The 15,899-nt window shown below is 68.2% G+C and carries 11 protein-coding genes; 4 read left to right on the top strand and 7 right to left on the bottom strand.

Annotation, left to right across the window (positions count from 1 at the left end):
- Positions 1-5: 5 nt before the first annotated feature.
- Positions 6-3,521, bottom strand: a complete 3,516-nt coding sequence (mfd, locus tag LXM94_RS01525) for a transcription-repair coupling factor (RefSeq protein WP_235769385.1) — start codon at positions 3,519-3,521, stop codon at positions 6-8.
- Positions 3,518-3,835 (bottom strand): FAD assembly factor SdhE, encoded by a 318-nt coding sequence (locus LXM94_RS01520; RefSeq protein ID WP_235769384.1) that lies wholly within the window; start codon positions 3,833-3,835, stop codon positions 3,518-3,520. Before LXM94_RS01520 ends, mfd begins: the two co-directional genes overlap by 4 nt.
- Positions 3,836-4,005: 170 nt before the next feature.
- Between LXM94_RS01520 and recG the strand changes: the two genes are divergently transcribed.
- Positions 4,006-6,111 (top strand): ATP-dependent DNA helicase RecG, encoded by a 2,106-nt coding sequence (recG, locus tag LXM94_RS01515; protein ID WP_235769383.1) that lies wholly within the window; start codon positions 4,006-4,008, stop codon positions 6,109-6,111.
- Positions 6,112-6,288: 177 nt separating this feature from the next.
- On the opposite strand, the gene LXM94_RS01510 is transcribed toward recG, so the two are convergent.
- The 5 genes from LXM94_RS01510 to LXM94_RS01490 all read right to left on the bottom strand — a co-directional run bounded on the left by LXM94_RS01510 (position 6,289) and on the right by LXM94_RS01490 (position 12,591).
- Positions 6,289-6,984: a DUF502 domain-containing protein gene (locus LXM94_RS01510; RefSeq protein ID WP_235769382.1), complete on the bottom strand. Its 696-nt coding sequence runs from the start codon at positions 6,982-6,984 to the stop codon at positions 6,289-6,291.
- Between the two features lie 53 nt (positions 6,985-7,037).
- A complete protein-coding gene (locus tag LXM94_RS01505; protein ID WP_235769381.1) occupies positions 7,038-7,532 on the bottom strand; it encodes a GNAT family N-acetyltransferase in 495 nt (164 codons plus the stop codon).
- The gene (gene glmS / locus LXM94_RS01500; protein ID WP_235769380.1) at positions 7,529-9,355 is read right to left on the bottom strand and encodes a glutamine--fructose-6-phosphate transaminase (isomerizing); all 1,827 of its coding nucleotides are present in this window, start codon (positions 9,353-9,355) and stop codon (positions 7,529-7,531) included. The genes LXM94_RS01505 and glmS overlap by 4 nt, the downstream gene beginning before the upstream one ends.
- Before the next feature lie 108 nt (positions 9,356-9,463).
- On the bottom strand, positions 9,464-10,843 hold the full coding sequence (gene glmU, locus LXM94_RS01495) for a bifunctional UDP-N-acetylglucosamine diphosphorylase/glucosamine-1-phosphate N-acetyltransferase GlmU (protein ID WP_235769379.1): 1,380 nt from the start codon (positions 10,841-10,843) through the stop codon (positions 9,464-9,466).
- Positions 10,844-10,944: 101 nt separating this feature from the next.
- Positions 10,945-12,591, bottom strand: a complete 1,647-nt coding sequence (locus tag LXM94_RS01490) for a Na/Pi cotransporter family protein (RefSeq protein WP_235769378.1) — start codon at positions 12,589-12,591, stop codon at positions 10,945-10,947.
- A gap of 56 nt (positions 12,592-12,647) precedes the next feature.
- Between LXM94_RS01490 and LXM94_RS01485 the strand changes: the two genes are divergently transcribed.
- Genes LXM94_RS01485 through trpD form a run of 3 tightly spaced genes read left to right on the top strand, consistent with a single transcriptional unit; the run spans position 12,648 to position 15,898 of the window.
- On the top strand, positions 12,648-12,914 hold the full coding sequence (locus LXM94_RS01485) for a hypothetical protein (protein WP_235769377.1): 267 nt from the start codon (positions 12,648-12,650) through the stop codon (positions 12,912-12,914).
- Between the two features lie 49 nt (positions 12,915-12,963).
- Positions 12,964-14,853, top strand: a complete 1,890-nt coding sequence (locus LXM94_RS01480; protein ID WP_235769376.1) for a peptidylprolyl isomerase — start codon at positions 12,964-12,966, stop codon at positions 14,851-14,853.
- A 28-nt stretch (positions 14,854-14,881) separates the two neighbouring features.
- Complete coding sequence (trpD, locus tag LXM94_RS01475) at positions 14,882-15,898, top strand: anthranilate phosphoribosyltransferase (RefSeq protein WP_235769375.1); 1,017 nt, start codon at positions 14,882-14,884, stop codon at positions 15,896-15,898.
- Position 15,899 lies beyond the last annotated feature (1 nt).

Raw genomic sequence — 15,899 nt, 5'->3', positions numbered from 1 at the left:
GCGCCTCAGGCCGCCTCCTGCTTCGCCAGTCCCGCGAGTTGCGTCATCACCTGCGCGCCGCCCGTCAGCCGCTTCTCCGGCGTCGGGTAGTCGCGCGCGAGGAACAGGCTCTGGTCGGGCCGGATCTTGGCGAGCGTGCCCTGCTTGCCGATATAGCCGACCAGCGCAGCCGGATTGGGGAACTCCCTGTTGCGGAACTGCACGACGACGCCCTTCGGCCCGACGTCGAGTTTCTCCACATTCGCCACGCGGCAGAGCGACTTGATGTAGACGATCTTCAGGAGATGCTGCACCTCGGCCGGCAGCGGCCCGAAGCGATCGATCAGCTCGGCGCCGAAGGCGTCGATGTCGGCAAGCTCGGTGATCTCGCCGAGGCGCCGGTAGAGGCCGAGGCGGAGATGCAGGTCGGGCACGTAGTCGTCCGGGATCATCACCGGCGTGCCGACGGAGATCTGCGGCGACCAGCCGCTGTCGACGATCTCCTCGTCGCCCTTGATCTCGGCGACCGCCTCCTCGAGCATCTGCTGGTAGAGCTCGAAGCCGACCTCCTTGATGTGGCCCGACTGCTCCTCGCCGAGCAGGTTACCGGCGCCGCGGATGTCGAGATCGTGGCTGGCGAGTTGGAAGCCGGCGCCGAGCGTATCGAGCGACTGCAGCACCTTGAGGCGCCGCTCCGCCGTACCCGTCAGCTTCCTGGCGACCGGCAGGGTCAGAAGCGCGAAGGCGCGCACCTTGGAGCGCCCGACGCGGCCGCGCAGCTGATAGAGCTGGGCGAGGCCGAACATGTCGGCGCGGTGGATGATCATCGTGTTGGCCGTCGGCACGTCGAGGCCCGATTCGACGATCGTCGTCGACAAAAGCACGTCGTAGCGCCCGTCGTAGAAGGCGTTCATGATGTCTTCCAGCTCGGTTGCCGGCATCTGGCCATGCGCCACCGCGACCTTCAGCTCCGGCACGTCCTGCCGCAGGAAATCGTGGATCTCCGGCAGGTCGGCGACACGCGGCACGACATAGAAGCTCTGGCCGCCGCGATAGTGTTCGCGCATCAGCGTTTCGCGGATGACGAGCGGGTCGAAGGGCGAGATGAAGGTCCTGACCGCCATGCGGTCGACCGGCGGCGTGGTGATGAGCGACAGTTCGCGCACGCCGGTCATGGCGAGCTGCAGCGTGCGCGGGATCGGCGTCGCCGACAGCGTCAGCACGTGCACGTCCGATTTCAGCTCCTTCAGCCGCTCCTTGTGCTTCACGCCGAAATGCTGCTCCTCGTCGATGATGAGCAGGCCGAGATTGGCAAACCTGATCGCGCTGCCGAGCAGCGCATGGGTGCCGACGACGATGTCGGTCTTGCCGTCGGACAGCTCCTTCTTGACAAGCGAGAGCTCCTTGGCGCCGACCAGGCGGGAAGCCTGCTGCACGCGGATCGGCAGGCCGCGGAAGCGGTCGGCAAAAGTCTTGTAGTGCTGGCGGGCGAGCAGCGTCGTCGGCACGACGACCGCCACCTGCACGCCGTTCATCGCCGCGATGAAGGCGGCGCGCAGCGCCACTTCCGTCTTGCCGAAGCCGACGTCGCCGCAGACGAGCCGGTCCATCGGGCGGCCTTGCGAGAGATCGTCGCGCACCGCGTCGATGGCATTCGCCTGGTCGTCGGTCTCGTCATAGGGGAAACGGGCGGCGAATTCGTCATAGACGCCGTCCGGCGCCGCCAGCACCGGCGCATGGCGCACGAGACGGGCGGCGGCAACCTGGATGAGGCCGTTCGCCATGTCGAGCAGACGCTTCTTGAGCTTGGCCTTGCGCGCCTGCCAGGCGACGCCGCCGAGCTTGTCGAGCACCGCGTCGGTGCCTTCCGCGCCGTAGCGCGACAGCAGATCGATGTTTTCGACCGGCAGGAAGAGCTTTGCGTCGTCGGCATAGACGAGTTCGAGGCAGGCATGCGGCGCGCCGGCAGCCTCGATGGTCCTCAGCCCGACGAAGCGGCCGATGCCGTGTTCGGCATGGACGACGATCGATCCCACGTCGAGGCCGGCCACTTCGCTGATGAAGTCGGCGCCCCGCTTGCGGCGCTTGGAGCGGCGCACCATTCGGTCGCCGAGGATGTCCTGCTCCCCGATGACGACGACCTCGCCCGCCTCGAAGCCCGCCTCGAGCGACAGCACGGCCGAACCCGCCTCGCCGGGCCTGAGCGTCAAAAGCTTGTCCAGCGTGTCGACCGGCACGACATTGCCGAGACCGTGCTCGGCGAGCACCTGCATCAGACGGTCGAGCGAACCTTCGGACCAGCCGGTGACCAGCACCTTGCCGCCGGCGGAGCGGCGCGCGGCGATATGCTTCACCGCCTGGTCGAAGACGTTGACGCGCTCGCGTTCGGCGTCCGCCTCGCCGACCGGGCGGGCCCAGCGCAGGCCCTGCCGCGCGTCGACGGTGACGACCTGGCGGGCCTCGCCCTCGTGCTCGTTGAAGGGGGAAATGCGGATTGCCGCCCGTTCGTCGAGCAGGGCGGAGAAGCGCACATCGTCCAGATAGAGCTCGCCGGGGGGAACCGGCTTGTATGGGGTGGCCTGCGCCACCTGTCCCTTGCCGGGTGTCGCGGCGCTCCGGCGCGCATCAAAATAGTCGCGCACGAGCTTGGAGCGTTCCGCCGCCGCCTCGCGCACCGTATGGTCGGTGACGATCCGGAAGCCGTCGAGATAGTCGAAGGCGGTTTCCAGCCCGTCGTAGAAGAGCGGCAGCCAGTGCTCCATGCCGGCATAGCGCCGGCCCTCGGAAACGGCCTGGTAGAGCGCGTCGTCACGGGTCGCCGCACCGAAGAGCGCCAGGTACTGGGTGCGGAAGCGGCTGATCGTGTCCGGCGTCAGCGTCACCTCGCTCATCGGATTAAGGTCGAGCGAGCGCACCTGCCCGGTCGTTCGCTGGCTCGCCGGATCGAAGGAGCGGATCGATTCGAGCGTATCGCCGAAGAAATCGAGGCGCAGCGGCTCGAGGCTTCCCGGCACGTAGACATCGAGGATGCCGCCGCGCACGGCATATTCGCCGACCTCGCGCACCGTCGCGACGCGGTCGAAGCCGTTGCGCTCCAGGCGCTGGGCGATGTCGTCCATGCGCAGCTGGTTGCCGGGCCGCGCCGAGAAGGCGAGGCTTTCGATAAGCGCCTGCGGCGCCATCTTCTGCAGCATGGCATTGACCGTCACGAGCACGATCGCCGGATGCGGCTTCCTGCGATGCGCGATCAGCGCCGACAGCGCCGACAGGCGGCGCGCCGACACGTCGGCGCTCGGCGACACGCGGTCATAGGGCAGACAGTCCCAGCCGGGCAGCGTCAGAACGGGGAGCTCGGGCGCCGCAAAACCCAGCATCTGCTCCATGTCGGCGATGCGCTGGCCGTCGGAGAGCACATAGGCGACGGGACCGGCGGTGCGCGCCAGCTCGGCGACGAGAAACGGCTCGAGGCCGGCGGGAACGGCACCGACCGTCAGCGGCCGCGCGGCGGCGGCGACCTTCCTCGGATCGAAACCGGCGATCATCGGCCGCCCTCGTCCTTCGCCGCGACGATCGGCGAGAAATCCGGCTTGTAGGCGGCGATGCGCGGAAAGAGCCCGGCGGCAAAACGCGCCGGCACCGGCTTCTCGCCGGTCACCCATTTGACGAGGTCGGCGTCCTCCTCCGCCATGATCGTTTCCAGTTCGTCCAGCTCACCGTCCGACAGGGCGGCGATCTCCGCATCCGCGAAGGAACCCAGCACGAGATCCATCTCGCGGATGCCGCGATGCCAGCAGCGAAAGAGAATGCGCTTGCGGCGGGGGTCGATGTCGGCGCTGGAGCGGGTGGTCCCGGTCATGGCTTCGGCTTTCCTTGAGATGCGACCGTCAGACGCGGATTTGTGACGTGGCGTCAAGGCCATAGCGATGCCCTGCGGCATCGCTCATCCGGTCCGCCGGTCTCTATAGACGCTGGAAGCGCGATTGTCAGCCTTGCCAAGCGGCAAATTCCCGGCGCATTTTGCGCGCCATGCGTCCCGCCCTGCTCGATCCGCTCTTCGCCTCGCTCTCCTCGCTTCCCGGCATCGGCCCGAAGCTCGGCGAGCTGTTCGCGCGCCTGCTCGGGCAGGAGAGCGCCGAGGACTGCCGCGTCGTCGACCTGATCTTCCACCGCCCGCACGGGCTCATCGACCGCCGCAAGCAGCCGGACATCGCGCGGGCGCCGGAAGGCGTCATCGTCACCATCACCGGCCGCGTCGACCGCCACCAGCCGCCGCCGCGCGGCAAGGGAAACGCACCCTATCGCGTCTTCCTGCACGACGAGACCGGCGAACTCGCCCTCACCTTCTTCCGCGTCAAGGGCAACTGGCTGGAAAAGGCCCTCCCGCTCGACGAGCAGGTCGTCGTCAGCGGCAAGGTGGAATGGTTCAACGGCCGGCCCTCCATGGTGCATCCGGACTATATGGTGAAGGCGTCGGAGGCCGGGAGCCTGCCGCTCGTCGAGCCGGTCTACGGGCTCACCGCCGGCCTGTCGCCGCGCGTGCTGCGCAAGGAGGTCGAGGCCGCCGTCGCGCGCATCCCGGCGCTGCCCGAGTGGATCGAGCCGGAACTGCTGCGCCGCCAGGGCTTCTCGGACGCCCGCGACGCCTTTCTCCGGCTGCACGAGCCGCGCGACGAGACCGACCTCGACCCGCAGGCGCCCGCCCGCCGCCGGCTCGCCTATGACGAGTTCCTCGCCGGCCAGATCTCGCTCGCCCTGGTGCGCCAGCGCCTGCGCCGCGTCGCCGGCCGGCCCGTCAGGGCGACGGGCGCGCTGAGCCGGCTGGTCGTCGACGCCCTGCCTTTCGCACTCACCGCCAGCCAGCAGGCGGCGGTCGCCGACATCCTCGCCGACATGGCGGGCGAGCAGCGCATGCTGCGCCTGTTGCAGGGCGACGTCGGCGCCGGCAAGACGGCCGTCGCGCTGATGGCGATGCTTGCCGCCGTCGAATCCGGCGGCCAGGCCGTGCTGATGGCGCCGACCGAGATCCTCGCCCGCCAGCACGTCGCAACGCTCTCCAGGATGGCCGCGCCGGCCGGCGTGACGATCGACGTGCTCACCGGCCGCACCAAGGGCCGCGAGCGCGAGGCGGTCCTCGAACGCATCGCCGCCGGCGAGACGCAGATCGTCATCGGCACGCATGCGCTCTTCCAGGACAATGTCGCCTACCGGGATCTCGTGCTCGCCGTCGTCGACGAGCAGCACCGTTTCGGCGTGCACCAGCGGCTGCGGCTGACCGCCAAGGGCATCACGCCGCACATGCTGGTGATGACGGCGACGCCGATCCCGCGCACGCTGGTGCTCGCCGCCTTCGGCGACATGGACGTCTCGAAGCTCACCGAGAAGCCGGCCGGCCGCAAGCCGATCCACACCGTCGTCATGCCGCAGGAGCGCACCGGCGAGATCGTCGGCCGGCTGCGCACCGCGCTCGCCGCGGGAAAAAAGGCCTACTGGATCTGCCCGCTGGTCGAGGAATCGGAGGAAAGCGACCTCATGTCGGCCGAGGAGCGCCATGCGACGCTGACTAGCGTCTTCGGCGCCGCCGCCGGCCTCGTGCACGGCCGGATGAGCGGGCCGGAGAAGGATGCGGCGATGCTCGCCTTCAAGACCGGCGAGACCCGCCTGCTCGTCGCCACCACCGTCGTCGAGGTCGGCGTCGACGTGCCGGACGCCACCATCATGGTCATCGAGCATGCCGAGCGCTTCGGCCTCGCACAACTCCATCAGCTGCGCGGCCGGGTCGGACGCGGCGACGAAGCGTCGAGCTGCATCCTGCTCTACAAGGGGCCGCTCAGTGAAAACGGCCGCGCGCGGCTCTCGATCCTGCGCGAGACGGAGGACGGTTTCCGCATCGCGGAGGAGGATCTCAAGCTGCGCGGCGAAGGCGAACTCCTCGGCACGCGCCAGTCCGGCACGCCGGGCTTCCTGCTCGCCAGCCTCGAGGCCCACGGCGACCTGCTCGAAATCGCCCGCAAGGACGCCGCCTATGTCATCGAACGGGATCCGGAGCTGACGAGTGCCCGCGGAGAGGCGCTCCGGACGCTGCTCTACCTCTACCGGCGCGACGAGGCGATCCGCTTCCTCCGGGCCGGTTGAAAAGGCGTCGCGAGAACACCTGTTGATACGCCGTACAACCGGATGCGCAAGTGACCGCGATACGGCTTTTCAGTCAGGGCAGGCAGCGGCACGGAGACGTCCGGAACAGAAACACCTATAGTCGCTAAAGGTAATACCCTTCGATCGATCGAGCGACGTCGCCCTGCTTCGACCGGCCTATTGGCCCTTGCGCTTGTGTTTTTCCGCCTCCGCCGCAAGCAGCGCGACGGAGCGTTCCGGCGGCGTCACGAGCCCCATGGAGATGATGAGCTTCGCGGCATCCTCGGCGCTCATGTCGAGCGGCACGATCTTGTCGCGCGGCACGAAGACGAGGAAGCCCGCCGTCGGCACGGGCGTCGGCGCCAGGAAGCAGCCGACCATTTCCTTGCCCATCGCGTTGAACTTCGTCTGCAGCTCGCCGCGCGCATCGGTCGCGATGAAGACCACGGACCACAGGCCCGGGCTCGGATATTCGATCAGCGCCGCCTTCTTGAAGGTCGTACCCTGCTCCTTCAGAACCGTTTCGAAGATCTGCTTGAGGCTCTTGTAGACGGTGCGCACCAGCGGCGTGCGGTGGAAGATCGATTCGCCGAAATTGACGATCGAGCGGCCGATCAGGTTGCGGCCGAGGAAGCCGACCATCGTGATCACCACGACCGCGATCAGCAGGCCGAAGCCCGGAATCGCGAACTGCAGGTATTTTTCCGGATTGTAGGCGTTCGGGATATAGGGCTTCACCCAGCTGTCGGCCCAGCGGATGAACGTCCAGGTCAGCCAGATCGTGATGGCGATGGGCGCGCAGATGACGAGCCCGGTCAGAAAATTGTTGCGCAGCCGCGCCGCCATGGAGATGCGGAAGGAGGTTTCGCTCATCGACGGGTCCAGCTGTCGCGCGGGCTTGCGGCGCGGTCGGGTTGCGGGTGGCCTCAGCCGTAGAAGGCCGGATGATAGGAAACGCCGCCCGTCGCGTAAACCTGAGAAAACGCCACATGCATGAAATACTCGGGCGGCGCGCCGTCGTAAGTGAGCGCCGGCCCGGTCGAAAGGCCGAAACGGCCGTAATAGCCCGGGTCGCCGACCAGCACGCAGCCCGCAGCGCCGAGCGCCTTCAGCCGGGCAAAGCCTTCGCGCACCAGCGCCGAGCCGATGCCCTGCCCCTGGCGCTCCGGCGCGACCGAGATGGGGCCGAGGCCGTACCAGCCGGTGCTGCCGTCGGTGACCGTCACCGGCGAGAAGGCGACATGTCCGACGACCAAGCCCGCCTCCTCCGCCACGAGCGACAGGGTCAGAGCGCCTGCGGCCCGCAGGCGGTCGACGATCGCCGGCTCCGAACCGTCGCTGTAGGGCATGCCGGCGAAGGCGCGCGCGGTGAGCGCACGGATCGCATCGACATCCCCGGCGCCTTCATCGCGAAGGATCATTCCACCGTCACCGATTTCGCGAGGTTGCGCGGCTGGTCGACATCGGTGCCCATGAAGACGGCCGTGTGATAGGCGAGGAGCTGGATCGGCAGCGAGTAGATCATCGGCGTGATCAGCTCGTCCACGTCGGGCATCACGATCGTCGCCATGGTCGCGAGCTTCGAGGCGGCGGCGCCGCGCGTGTCGGTGATGAAGATGATGCGCCCGCCGCGGGCGGCCACTTCCTGCATGTTCGACACGGTCTTCTCGAAGAAGCGGTCGTGCGGCGCGATCACGATCACCGGCATGTTCTCGTCGATCAGTGCGATCGGCCCGTGTTTCAGCTCGCCTGCCGCATAGCCTTCCGCGTGGATATAGGAGATCTCCTTCAGCTTCAGCGCGCCTTCCATGGCGAGCGGGTAGCTCGTGCCGCGGCCGAGATAGAGCACGTCGCGGCACTTCGCGAGCTCGCGGGCCAGCTGCTCGATCGTCGGCTGGATCGTGTTCAGCACCCGGCTCATGATGCGCGGCATTTCGGAGAGGTGGCGCACCAGCTCCTTCTCCTCCGCTTCGCTGATCGTGCCGCGGGCGCGGCCGGCGGAAATCGCCAGCGACGCCAGCACCGAGAGCTGGCAGGTGAAGGCCTTGGTGGAGGCGACACCGATCTCCGGGCCGGCGAGGATCGGGAACACCGCGTCGGATTCCCGCGCGATCGTCGATTCGCGGACGTTCACCACCGCACCGATCTTCAGCCCGGCCTCCCTGCAGTAGCGCAGCGACGCCAGCGTGTCGGCGGTCTCGCCGGACTGCGAGATGAAGAGCGCGGCCGAGGCCGGGTTCAGCGGGATCTCCCGGTAGCGGAACTCCGAGGCGACGTCGATCTCGACCGGCAGCCGCGCATAGCGCTCGAACCAGTACTTGCCGACGAGGCCCGCCAGATAGGCGGTGCCGCAGGCGGAGATGGCAAGGCCCGGCACGACGGCGAAGTCGATCGGGCCGGCGACGGGACGGATGCGGCCGGCGAGGAAATCGACGTAGCTGGCAAGCGCGCGCGAGATCACTTCCGGCTGCTCGTAGATCTCCTTCTCCATGAAGTGGCGGTGGTTGCCCTTGTCGATCATGTAGGACGCCGCCTGGCTCACCTGCCGCGGCCGCTCGACGGGATTGCCGTCGAGATCGAAGATATGCGCGCCGTCGCGGCCGATCACCGCCCAGTCGCCGTCGATCAGATAGCTGATCTCGTTGGTGAAGGGGGAAAGCGCGATGGCGTCGGAGCCGAGGAACATCTCGCCGTCGCCGTAGCCGATGGCAAGCGGCGGGCCGCTGCGCGCCGCCATGATGGTGGACGGATCGTCCTCGAAGATCACCGCCAATGCATAGGCGCCGGTGACGCGCTTCAGCATCTTGTGCATCGCCTCGCGCCGGCCGAAACCGTCGCGGCGAAGCTTTGCGAGAAGCTGGGCGACGATCTCGGTGTCGGTCTGCGTCGCGAAGACCGCGCCGCCGGCCGTCAGTTCGTCCTTGATCTCCGAAAAATTCTCGATGATGCCGTTGTGCACGACCGCGACGCCGTCGACGAAATGCGGATGCGCATTGGCCTCGGTCGGCGCGCCATGCGTCGCCCAGCGCGTATGCGCGATGCCGATCGTGCCGGGAAGCGGCGTCTCGGCAAGCTTGCGCTCGAGGTTGACGAGCTTACCCTCGGCGCGACGCCGGTCGAGCCGGCCGCCGTCGATCGTCGCGACGCCCGCCGAATCATAGCCGCGGTATTCAAGCCGCTTCAGCGCGTCCACGAGCCGCGTGGCGACGGCCTCCCTGCCGACGATCCCGACGATGCCGCACATAGTTTACCCCACTCCGGTCCCCGAAAATCTCGGGCAATGTGGTAGTGATTTTTGCAGCCGGCGCAATCCGGCAGCTCTCACTTTCGGTTTCCGACGTTAACGGTCGGCCTATTCCGCCGCCTTCTTTCGTGCCGCCTTGATCGCGAGGTTGCGGTCGCGGATCACGGGGGCGCGGCCTTGCTTGTTCTCCTGGCGCGCGCGGCCGAAAGCGACCGCGTCGTCCGGCACGTCCATGGTGATGACGCTGCCGGAGGCGACATAGGCGCCGTTGCCGACCGAAACTGGTGCGACCAGCGCGGAATTGGAGCCGATGAAGGCGTTCTCGCCGATGTTCGTCAGGTGCTTGTTGATGCCGTCGTAGTTGCAGGTGATCGTTCCGGCGCCGATATTGGTGCCGGCGCCGACCGCGGCGTCGCCGATATAGCTGAGATGGTTCACCTTGGCGCCCGCGCCGATCGTCGCCTGCTTCACCTCGCAGAAATTGCCGACTTTGGAATCGGGGCCGAGATCCGCGCCGGGCCTCAGCCGCGCGAAGGGACCGACCACGGCGCCGGCGCGCACATGCGCGCCTTCGACATGCGAGAAGGCATGGATCACCGCGCCGCTTTCGATCGTGACGCCGGCGCCGAAGACGACGTTCGGCTCGATCGTCACGTCCGGCGCGATTGCCGTGTCGAAGGCGAGGAAGACGGTCTCCGGCGCGATCATCGAGACGCCCGACAGCATCATCTCGTGGCGGCGGCGCTCCTGCCACAGCCGCTCGATGAAGGCGAGCTCGGCGCGCGTGTTGCAGCCGGTGAGCTCCGCCTCCGGTGCCTCCACGGCGATCGCCCGGCCGCCCGCCGCCCGTGCCACCTCGACGATGTCGGTCAGATAATATTCACCCTTGGCATTGGCGTTGCCGATCCGGTCGATGAGGTCGAGCGCCTTGCGGCCGTCGATCGCCATCAGGCCGCCGTTGCAGTAGCGGATCGCCCGCTCCGCTTCGCTCGCGTCGCGGTGTTCGCGGATGGCGGCAAGCCCGCCGTTCTCGACGATCAGCCGGCCGTAGCCCGACGGGTCGGCCGCCGTGAAGCCGATGACGACCACGTCGTTGCCGGCGGCAAGCCCGTCCCGCGCCGCGCGCAGCGGAGCCTCGGTGATGAGCGGCGTGTCGCCGAAGACGACGAGCAGGTCGTCGTAGCCCTGCGCGATCGCCGCGCGCGCCGCGAGCACGGCATGCGCCGTCCCAAGCCGTTCCGTCTGGATATGCGTCGTCGCACGCACCGCCGGGTTCCTCGCCGCCGCCTCGACCTTCTCGGCGTCGCGGCCGAGCACCAGCGCCACGTCGGAAATGCCGGCCTTCGCCAGCGCATCGACCACATGGGCGATCATCGGCCGCCCCGCCACCGGGTGCAGCACCTTGGAGACCGAGGACTTCATGCGCGTGCTGTCGCCGGCGGCGAGAATCACGGCGAGGCAGCGGCGGTTCGTCTCTTGGGCGGGCATGCTCATTCCTCGTTCATTGGCTCAAGCGCGTTCCTTAGCAAAAACCGCGCCCGACGAGAAAGGGGATTTGCCGCCTGGCGTCCGAGCGCCGAGCGCCGGCGTCACTCCACGCTCTTCAGCCGGCTCTCCTCCAGGAGCCCGCCCTCGTCGAGGATCGGATGCGCGACGGAGACGAGATGGGCGTTGATGCGCTTCAGGTCGCGCAGCATGTCGAGATGCAGCGAACTCGTCTGCAGGCTCTCCGTCCGGCCGTCGCGCAGCCGCGCGAGATGGCGCGCCGACGACTGCTTCTCCATCCGCCGCACGTCGACCTTCACCTGCATCAGCTGGCGCGCGAGCTTCAGGTCGCGCGTCACGAAGATCGTCTGGGCGATGCGCAGGTTCTCGATCGTCAGGTCGAACAGGCCCTTGAGCTCGGCATAACCGTCCTCGGAGAAGGTCAGCCCGTGCTCGACCTTCTTCCTCACCTGCTCGACGAGGCCCTTCTCGATGATGTCGCCGACATGCTCGAGATTGATCGCATAGTCGATGATGACGATGGAGCGGCCGGCCGAGTCGCCGTCGAGACCGTTGCGTCCGAGCCGCGACAGGTAGACCTTCACCTCCTGCTGCAGCAGGTCGACCTGGGCCTCCAGCGCGGATATGCCCCTGAGTTCGGCGAGATTGTCGTCGTTGAAGGCGCGCATCGTGCGCACCAGCATGTCCTCGATGACGTCGCCCACCCGCAGCACCTCGCGCGCCGCGCCGGAGAGCGCGACGATCGGCGTGGCGAGCGCCGCCTCGTCGAGATAGCGCGGCCCGGTCTCCGGCTGTTCCTCTTCGGGCACGATGCGCTCCATCAGCCGGGCGACCGGTGCCGACAGCGGCCAGAAGACGAGCGCAATGGCGATGTTGAAGGCGAGATGCACGTCGACCGGCAGCTTGGCACCGGGCACCGGCACCTGTGCGAGCACGGCAGCGAACGGCCCCGCAAGCGGCAGGACGGCGAGACAGCCGATTCCCCTTACGATGAGGTTGCCGAGCGTCACCCGGCGCGCCGCCGCCTTTGCGCCGAGCGTCGCGACGACCGGCGGGATCGCGCCGCCGAGATTGGCGCCGAGCACGAGCACCACCGTCAGGGCCGGCGACAGGATACCCATCGTCGTCAGCGACAGGATGAGCACGACGATGGCGAGGCTGGAGGACGACAGGGCGGCAAGCACGGTCGAAAAGGCGAGCGCTGCCGGCCAGGCCCCGTCGAGCAGCGTCAGGAAGGCGGCAAGCGCCGGCGACTGCCGCATCGGCTCCGTGGCAAGGGACAGGAGGTGCAGCGACAGCAGCATCAGGCCGATGCCCACCAGGGCGGAGCCGAGCCCCTGCCGCGCGGTCGAGGATTTCGAGCGGGCCAGCGCGACGCCGGCGAGTACCAGCAGCGGCGACAGCCACTCGATGCCGGTCGACACGATCCAGGCCGTCACTGCCGTGCCGACATTGGCGCCGAGCAGCACGACCTGCGCCATGCGCGGCTTGATCAGGTGGCGCTCGACGAAAGACGCGGTGGTGAGCGCCGTCGCCGTCGAGCTCTGCAGCGCCAGCGTGGCGCCGAAGCCGGCGGCGAAGGAGCGCAGCGTGCCCTTGGTACCGAGCGCGAGGCCGGCCCTCAGCCGCGCCCCGAAGGCCCGCGTCACGCCGTCCTTGACCTGCGCCAGCCCGAAGAGCAGCAGCGCGACGGCGCCGAACAGATTGACCATCACCAGTGTCGACGCCAATGCAGGCTCCTTCCCGAAACGCCTCGGCCCTGCCGCGAATCGCCGGATCGCATCCGATGCCGGCCAAGCCTGCAGGACAGCGCTTCCCGCAGCGGCGGGCAAGTGTTTTTCATTCGCAACTGAACGAAATTCCGCAATATTTTCAGAAATTTTCCCTTTGCCGGCGAAGGAAAGCGCCAGTTGCTGACCCATTTGCGTCATATGGCGGCAGCGATCGTGCCGGCCGCCGCACGCTGCCGTCGCGCCGCCCGTTTGCAGCACTGCCGGGCGACCCCGTTCCAATTGTCCGCGCCGGTCTTCAATTCCCGGACGCTTTCCGTTAAGAGACAGGTTCCTGGCCCGAGGGCCTCGTGACGTGAGGACTGCTACAACATGCTCGAATTGCTTAGAAAAGGCGCCCAGACCTGGGTTGCGAAAGGTCTGCTGCTGCTGCTCGTGGCCTCCTTCGCCGTCTGGGGCATTTCAAGCTCGCTCGTGACCGGATCCTCCAACGCCGTCGTCACCGTCGGCGACATCGACGTCTCGCCGGTGGATTTCCGCCTTGCCTATGAGCGGCAGGTCGCGACGCTGTCGCAGCGTTTCCGCACCCGCCTGACGCTGGAGCAGGCCCGCGCGCTCGGTGTCGAGAACCAGGTCTTCGCCGAACTCGTCGCCGGCGCGACGCTCGACCAACTGTCGCGCGACATGGACCTCGGCCTGTCGGAAGGCCGGCTGGCGCAGCTCATCGCCGACGACCCGGCGTTCAAGGGCCCGAACGGCCAGTTCGACCGCATGGCCTTCTCCTCGATCCTTCGCAATGCCGGCCTGCGTGAGGACGATTACATCGGCAACCGCAGCCAGGTGGCGATCCGCAGCCAGATCGTCGAAGCCGTCTCCGACGGCTATCGTGCGCCGGACGTCCTGAAGGGCGCGCTGAAGCAATACGGCAACGAGAAGCGCTCCGTCGACTACCTGCTTCTCACCAACGCCAATATCGACGCGGTCAAGGCGCCGGGCGACGACGTGCTGGCCCCGTGGTTCGAGGAAAACAAGGCGCGCTACCGCGCCCCGGAATTCCGCAAGGTCGCCTATGTCAAGCTCGAGCCGAAGGACATCGCGGATCCGGCTGCCGTCACCGAGGAGGCCGTGCGCGCCGACTACGAGAAGAACAAGGCGGGCTACACCACGCCGGAAACGCGCACGATCGAGCAGCTCTCCTTCGCCGACCGCGCCGCCGCCGATGCCGCCGCAACGAAGCTCGCGGGCGGTGCGAGCTTCGACGACCTCGTCGTCGCGGAGGGCAAGACGGCGTCCGACGTGCTGCTCGGCGATTTCACGCGCGACCGCATGCCCGATGCGAAGCTCGCCGAAGCCGCCTTCGCGGTCCCCGCCGCCGGCGGCACGACGCCGGTCGTCGACGGCGCCTTCGGCCCGGTCATCCTGCGCGTCAGCAATGTCCGCCCGGAGACGACGAAATCCTTCGACGAGGTCAAGGACCAGTTGCGCACCGACCTGGCGCTTGCCCAGGCGAGCGACGAGGTCCTGACCGTGCACGACCGGTTCGAGAACGCGCGCGCCGACGGCGCGAACATCGAGGACGCGGCGCGGCAGAGCGGCCTCAAGGTCGTGACGCTCGACGCCGTCGACGCGACCGGCAAGGACCAGAATGACGAGGAAATCGTCGGCATACCGGAACAGGCGACGCTGCTTGCCGAGGCCTTCAAGACCGAGGTGGGCAACGAGGCCGCGCCGGTCAATTTCGGCCGCGACGGATTTGTCTGGTTCGAGGTGCTCGACGTCATGCCGGAACGCGACCGCACGCTGGACGAGGTGCGCGACCGAGTCGTCGCCGACTGGACGGCCGAGCAGCAGCGCCAGGCGCTGGCCGGAAAGGCCGAAGAGCTCGCCGCCAGCCTGCGCAAGGGCGCCAGGCTCGCGGATATCGCGACGGATCTCGGCCTTGCCGTCGAGACGAAGACCGGCGTCACGCGCTCGACCGAGGATCCGGCCTTGAGCCCGGCCGCGATCGTCGCGGCGTTCGGCGGCCCGGTCGGCCACGTCGCGGCCACGGCGGGCGTCGGCGGCGAAGGCCAGATCCTGCTTGCGGTCACCGCCGTCGACAGCGATCCGCCGACCGACGCGCTCGCCAATACCGACCAGCAGGTCGAGGCGGTGGCGCGCGCCAGCGGCGACGACATCCTCGACCAGATGGTCAATGCGCTGCAGGCCTCCTACGGCGTCTCCATCAACCGGACACTCGCCGAACAGGCGCTCGCCCGGTGATGTCCGGCCGAGTTTTCGGAGACTGATCATGTCGGACCTGAAACCCTTCATCGCCAAGACGGCCTCCGGCCAGGCGCTCGACCGCGACGAGGCGCGCGCCGCCTTCGAGATCATCATGTCCGGCTCGGCGACCCCGTCGCAGATCGGCGGCTTCCTGATGGCGCTGCGCGTGCGCGGCGAGACCGTCGACGAGATCTACGGCGCCGTCGGCTCGATGCGCGCCCGCATGCTGCCGGTCGCGGTGCCGCAGGATGCGATCGACATCGTCGGCACCGGCGGCGACGGCACCGGCACCTACAACATCTCGACGCTCGCCTCGATCATCGTCGCCGGCGCAGGCGTTCCCGTCGCCAAGCACGGCAACCGTGCGCTGAGCTCGAAGGCCGGCACCGCCGATGCGCTCTCCTGCCTCGGCGTCAAGCTCGACATCGGCCCGGAGGAGATCGCGCGCTGCGTCCGGGAGGCCGGGCTCGGCTTCATGTTCGCCCAGCTCCACCATCCGGCGATGAAACATGTCGGGCCCTCGCGGGTCGAGCTCGGCACACGCACGATCTTCAACCTGCTCGGTCCGCTTTCCAATCCGGGCGGCGTCGGCCGCCAGCTGCTCGGCGTCTTCTCGCCGCACTGGCTGGTGCCGATCGCCGAAGTGCTGCGCGACCTCGGCTCGAACAAGGTCTGGGTCGTGCACGGCTCCGGCCTCGACGAGATCACCACGACCGGCAGGACCCAGGTCGCGGCGCTCGAGCACGGCACGATCCGCGAATTCGAGCTGACGCCGGCCGATTTCGGCCTGCCGCAGGTGACGCTCGACGAGATCCGCGGCGGCGACGGCGCGCACAATGCCGCCGCGCTTCGCGCCGTGCTGGAAGGCACCGTCATGCCCTATCGCGACATCGCGCTTGCCAATGCCGCCGCCGCGCTCGTCGTCGCCGACAGGGCCGCAAATCTCGAGGACGGCATGGCGCTCGCGCGGCAGTCGCTCGAGAGCGGCGCGGCGAAGACGGTGCTCGACCGACTCGTCACCGTTTCCAACGCCGGAATTTAGA

It is taken from the genome of Rhizobium alarense, assembly GCF_021555155.1.
Lineage (GTDB): Bacteria > Pseudomonadota > Alphaproteobacteria > Rhizobiales > Rhizobiaceae > Rhizobium_D > Rhizobium_D alarense.
The sequence above is the reverse complement of the archived record's forward strand: the minus strand, read 5'-3'. Positions and strand labels throughout refer to the sequence as shown.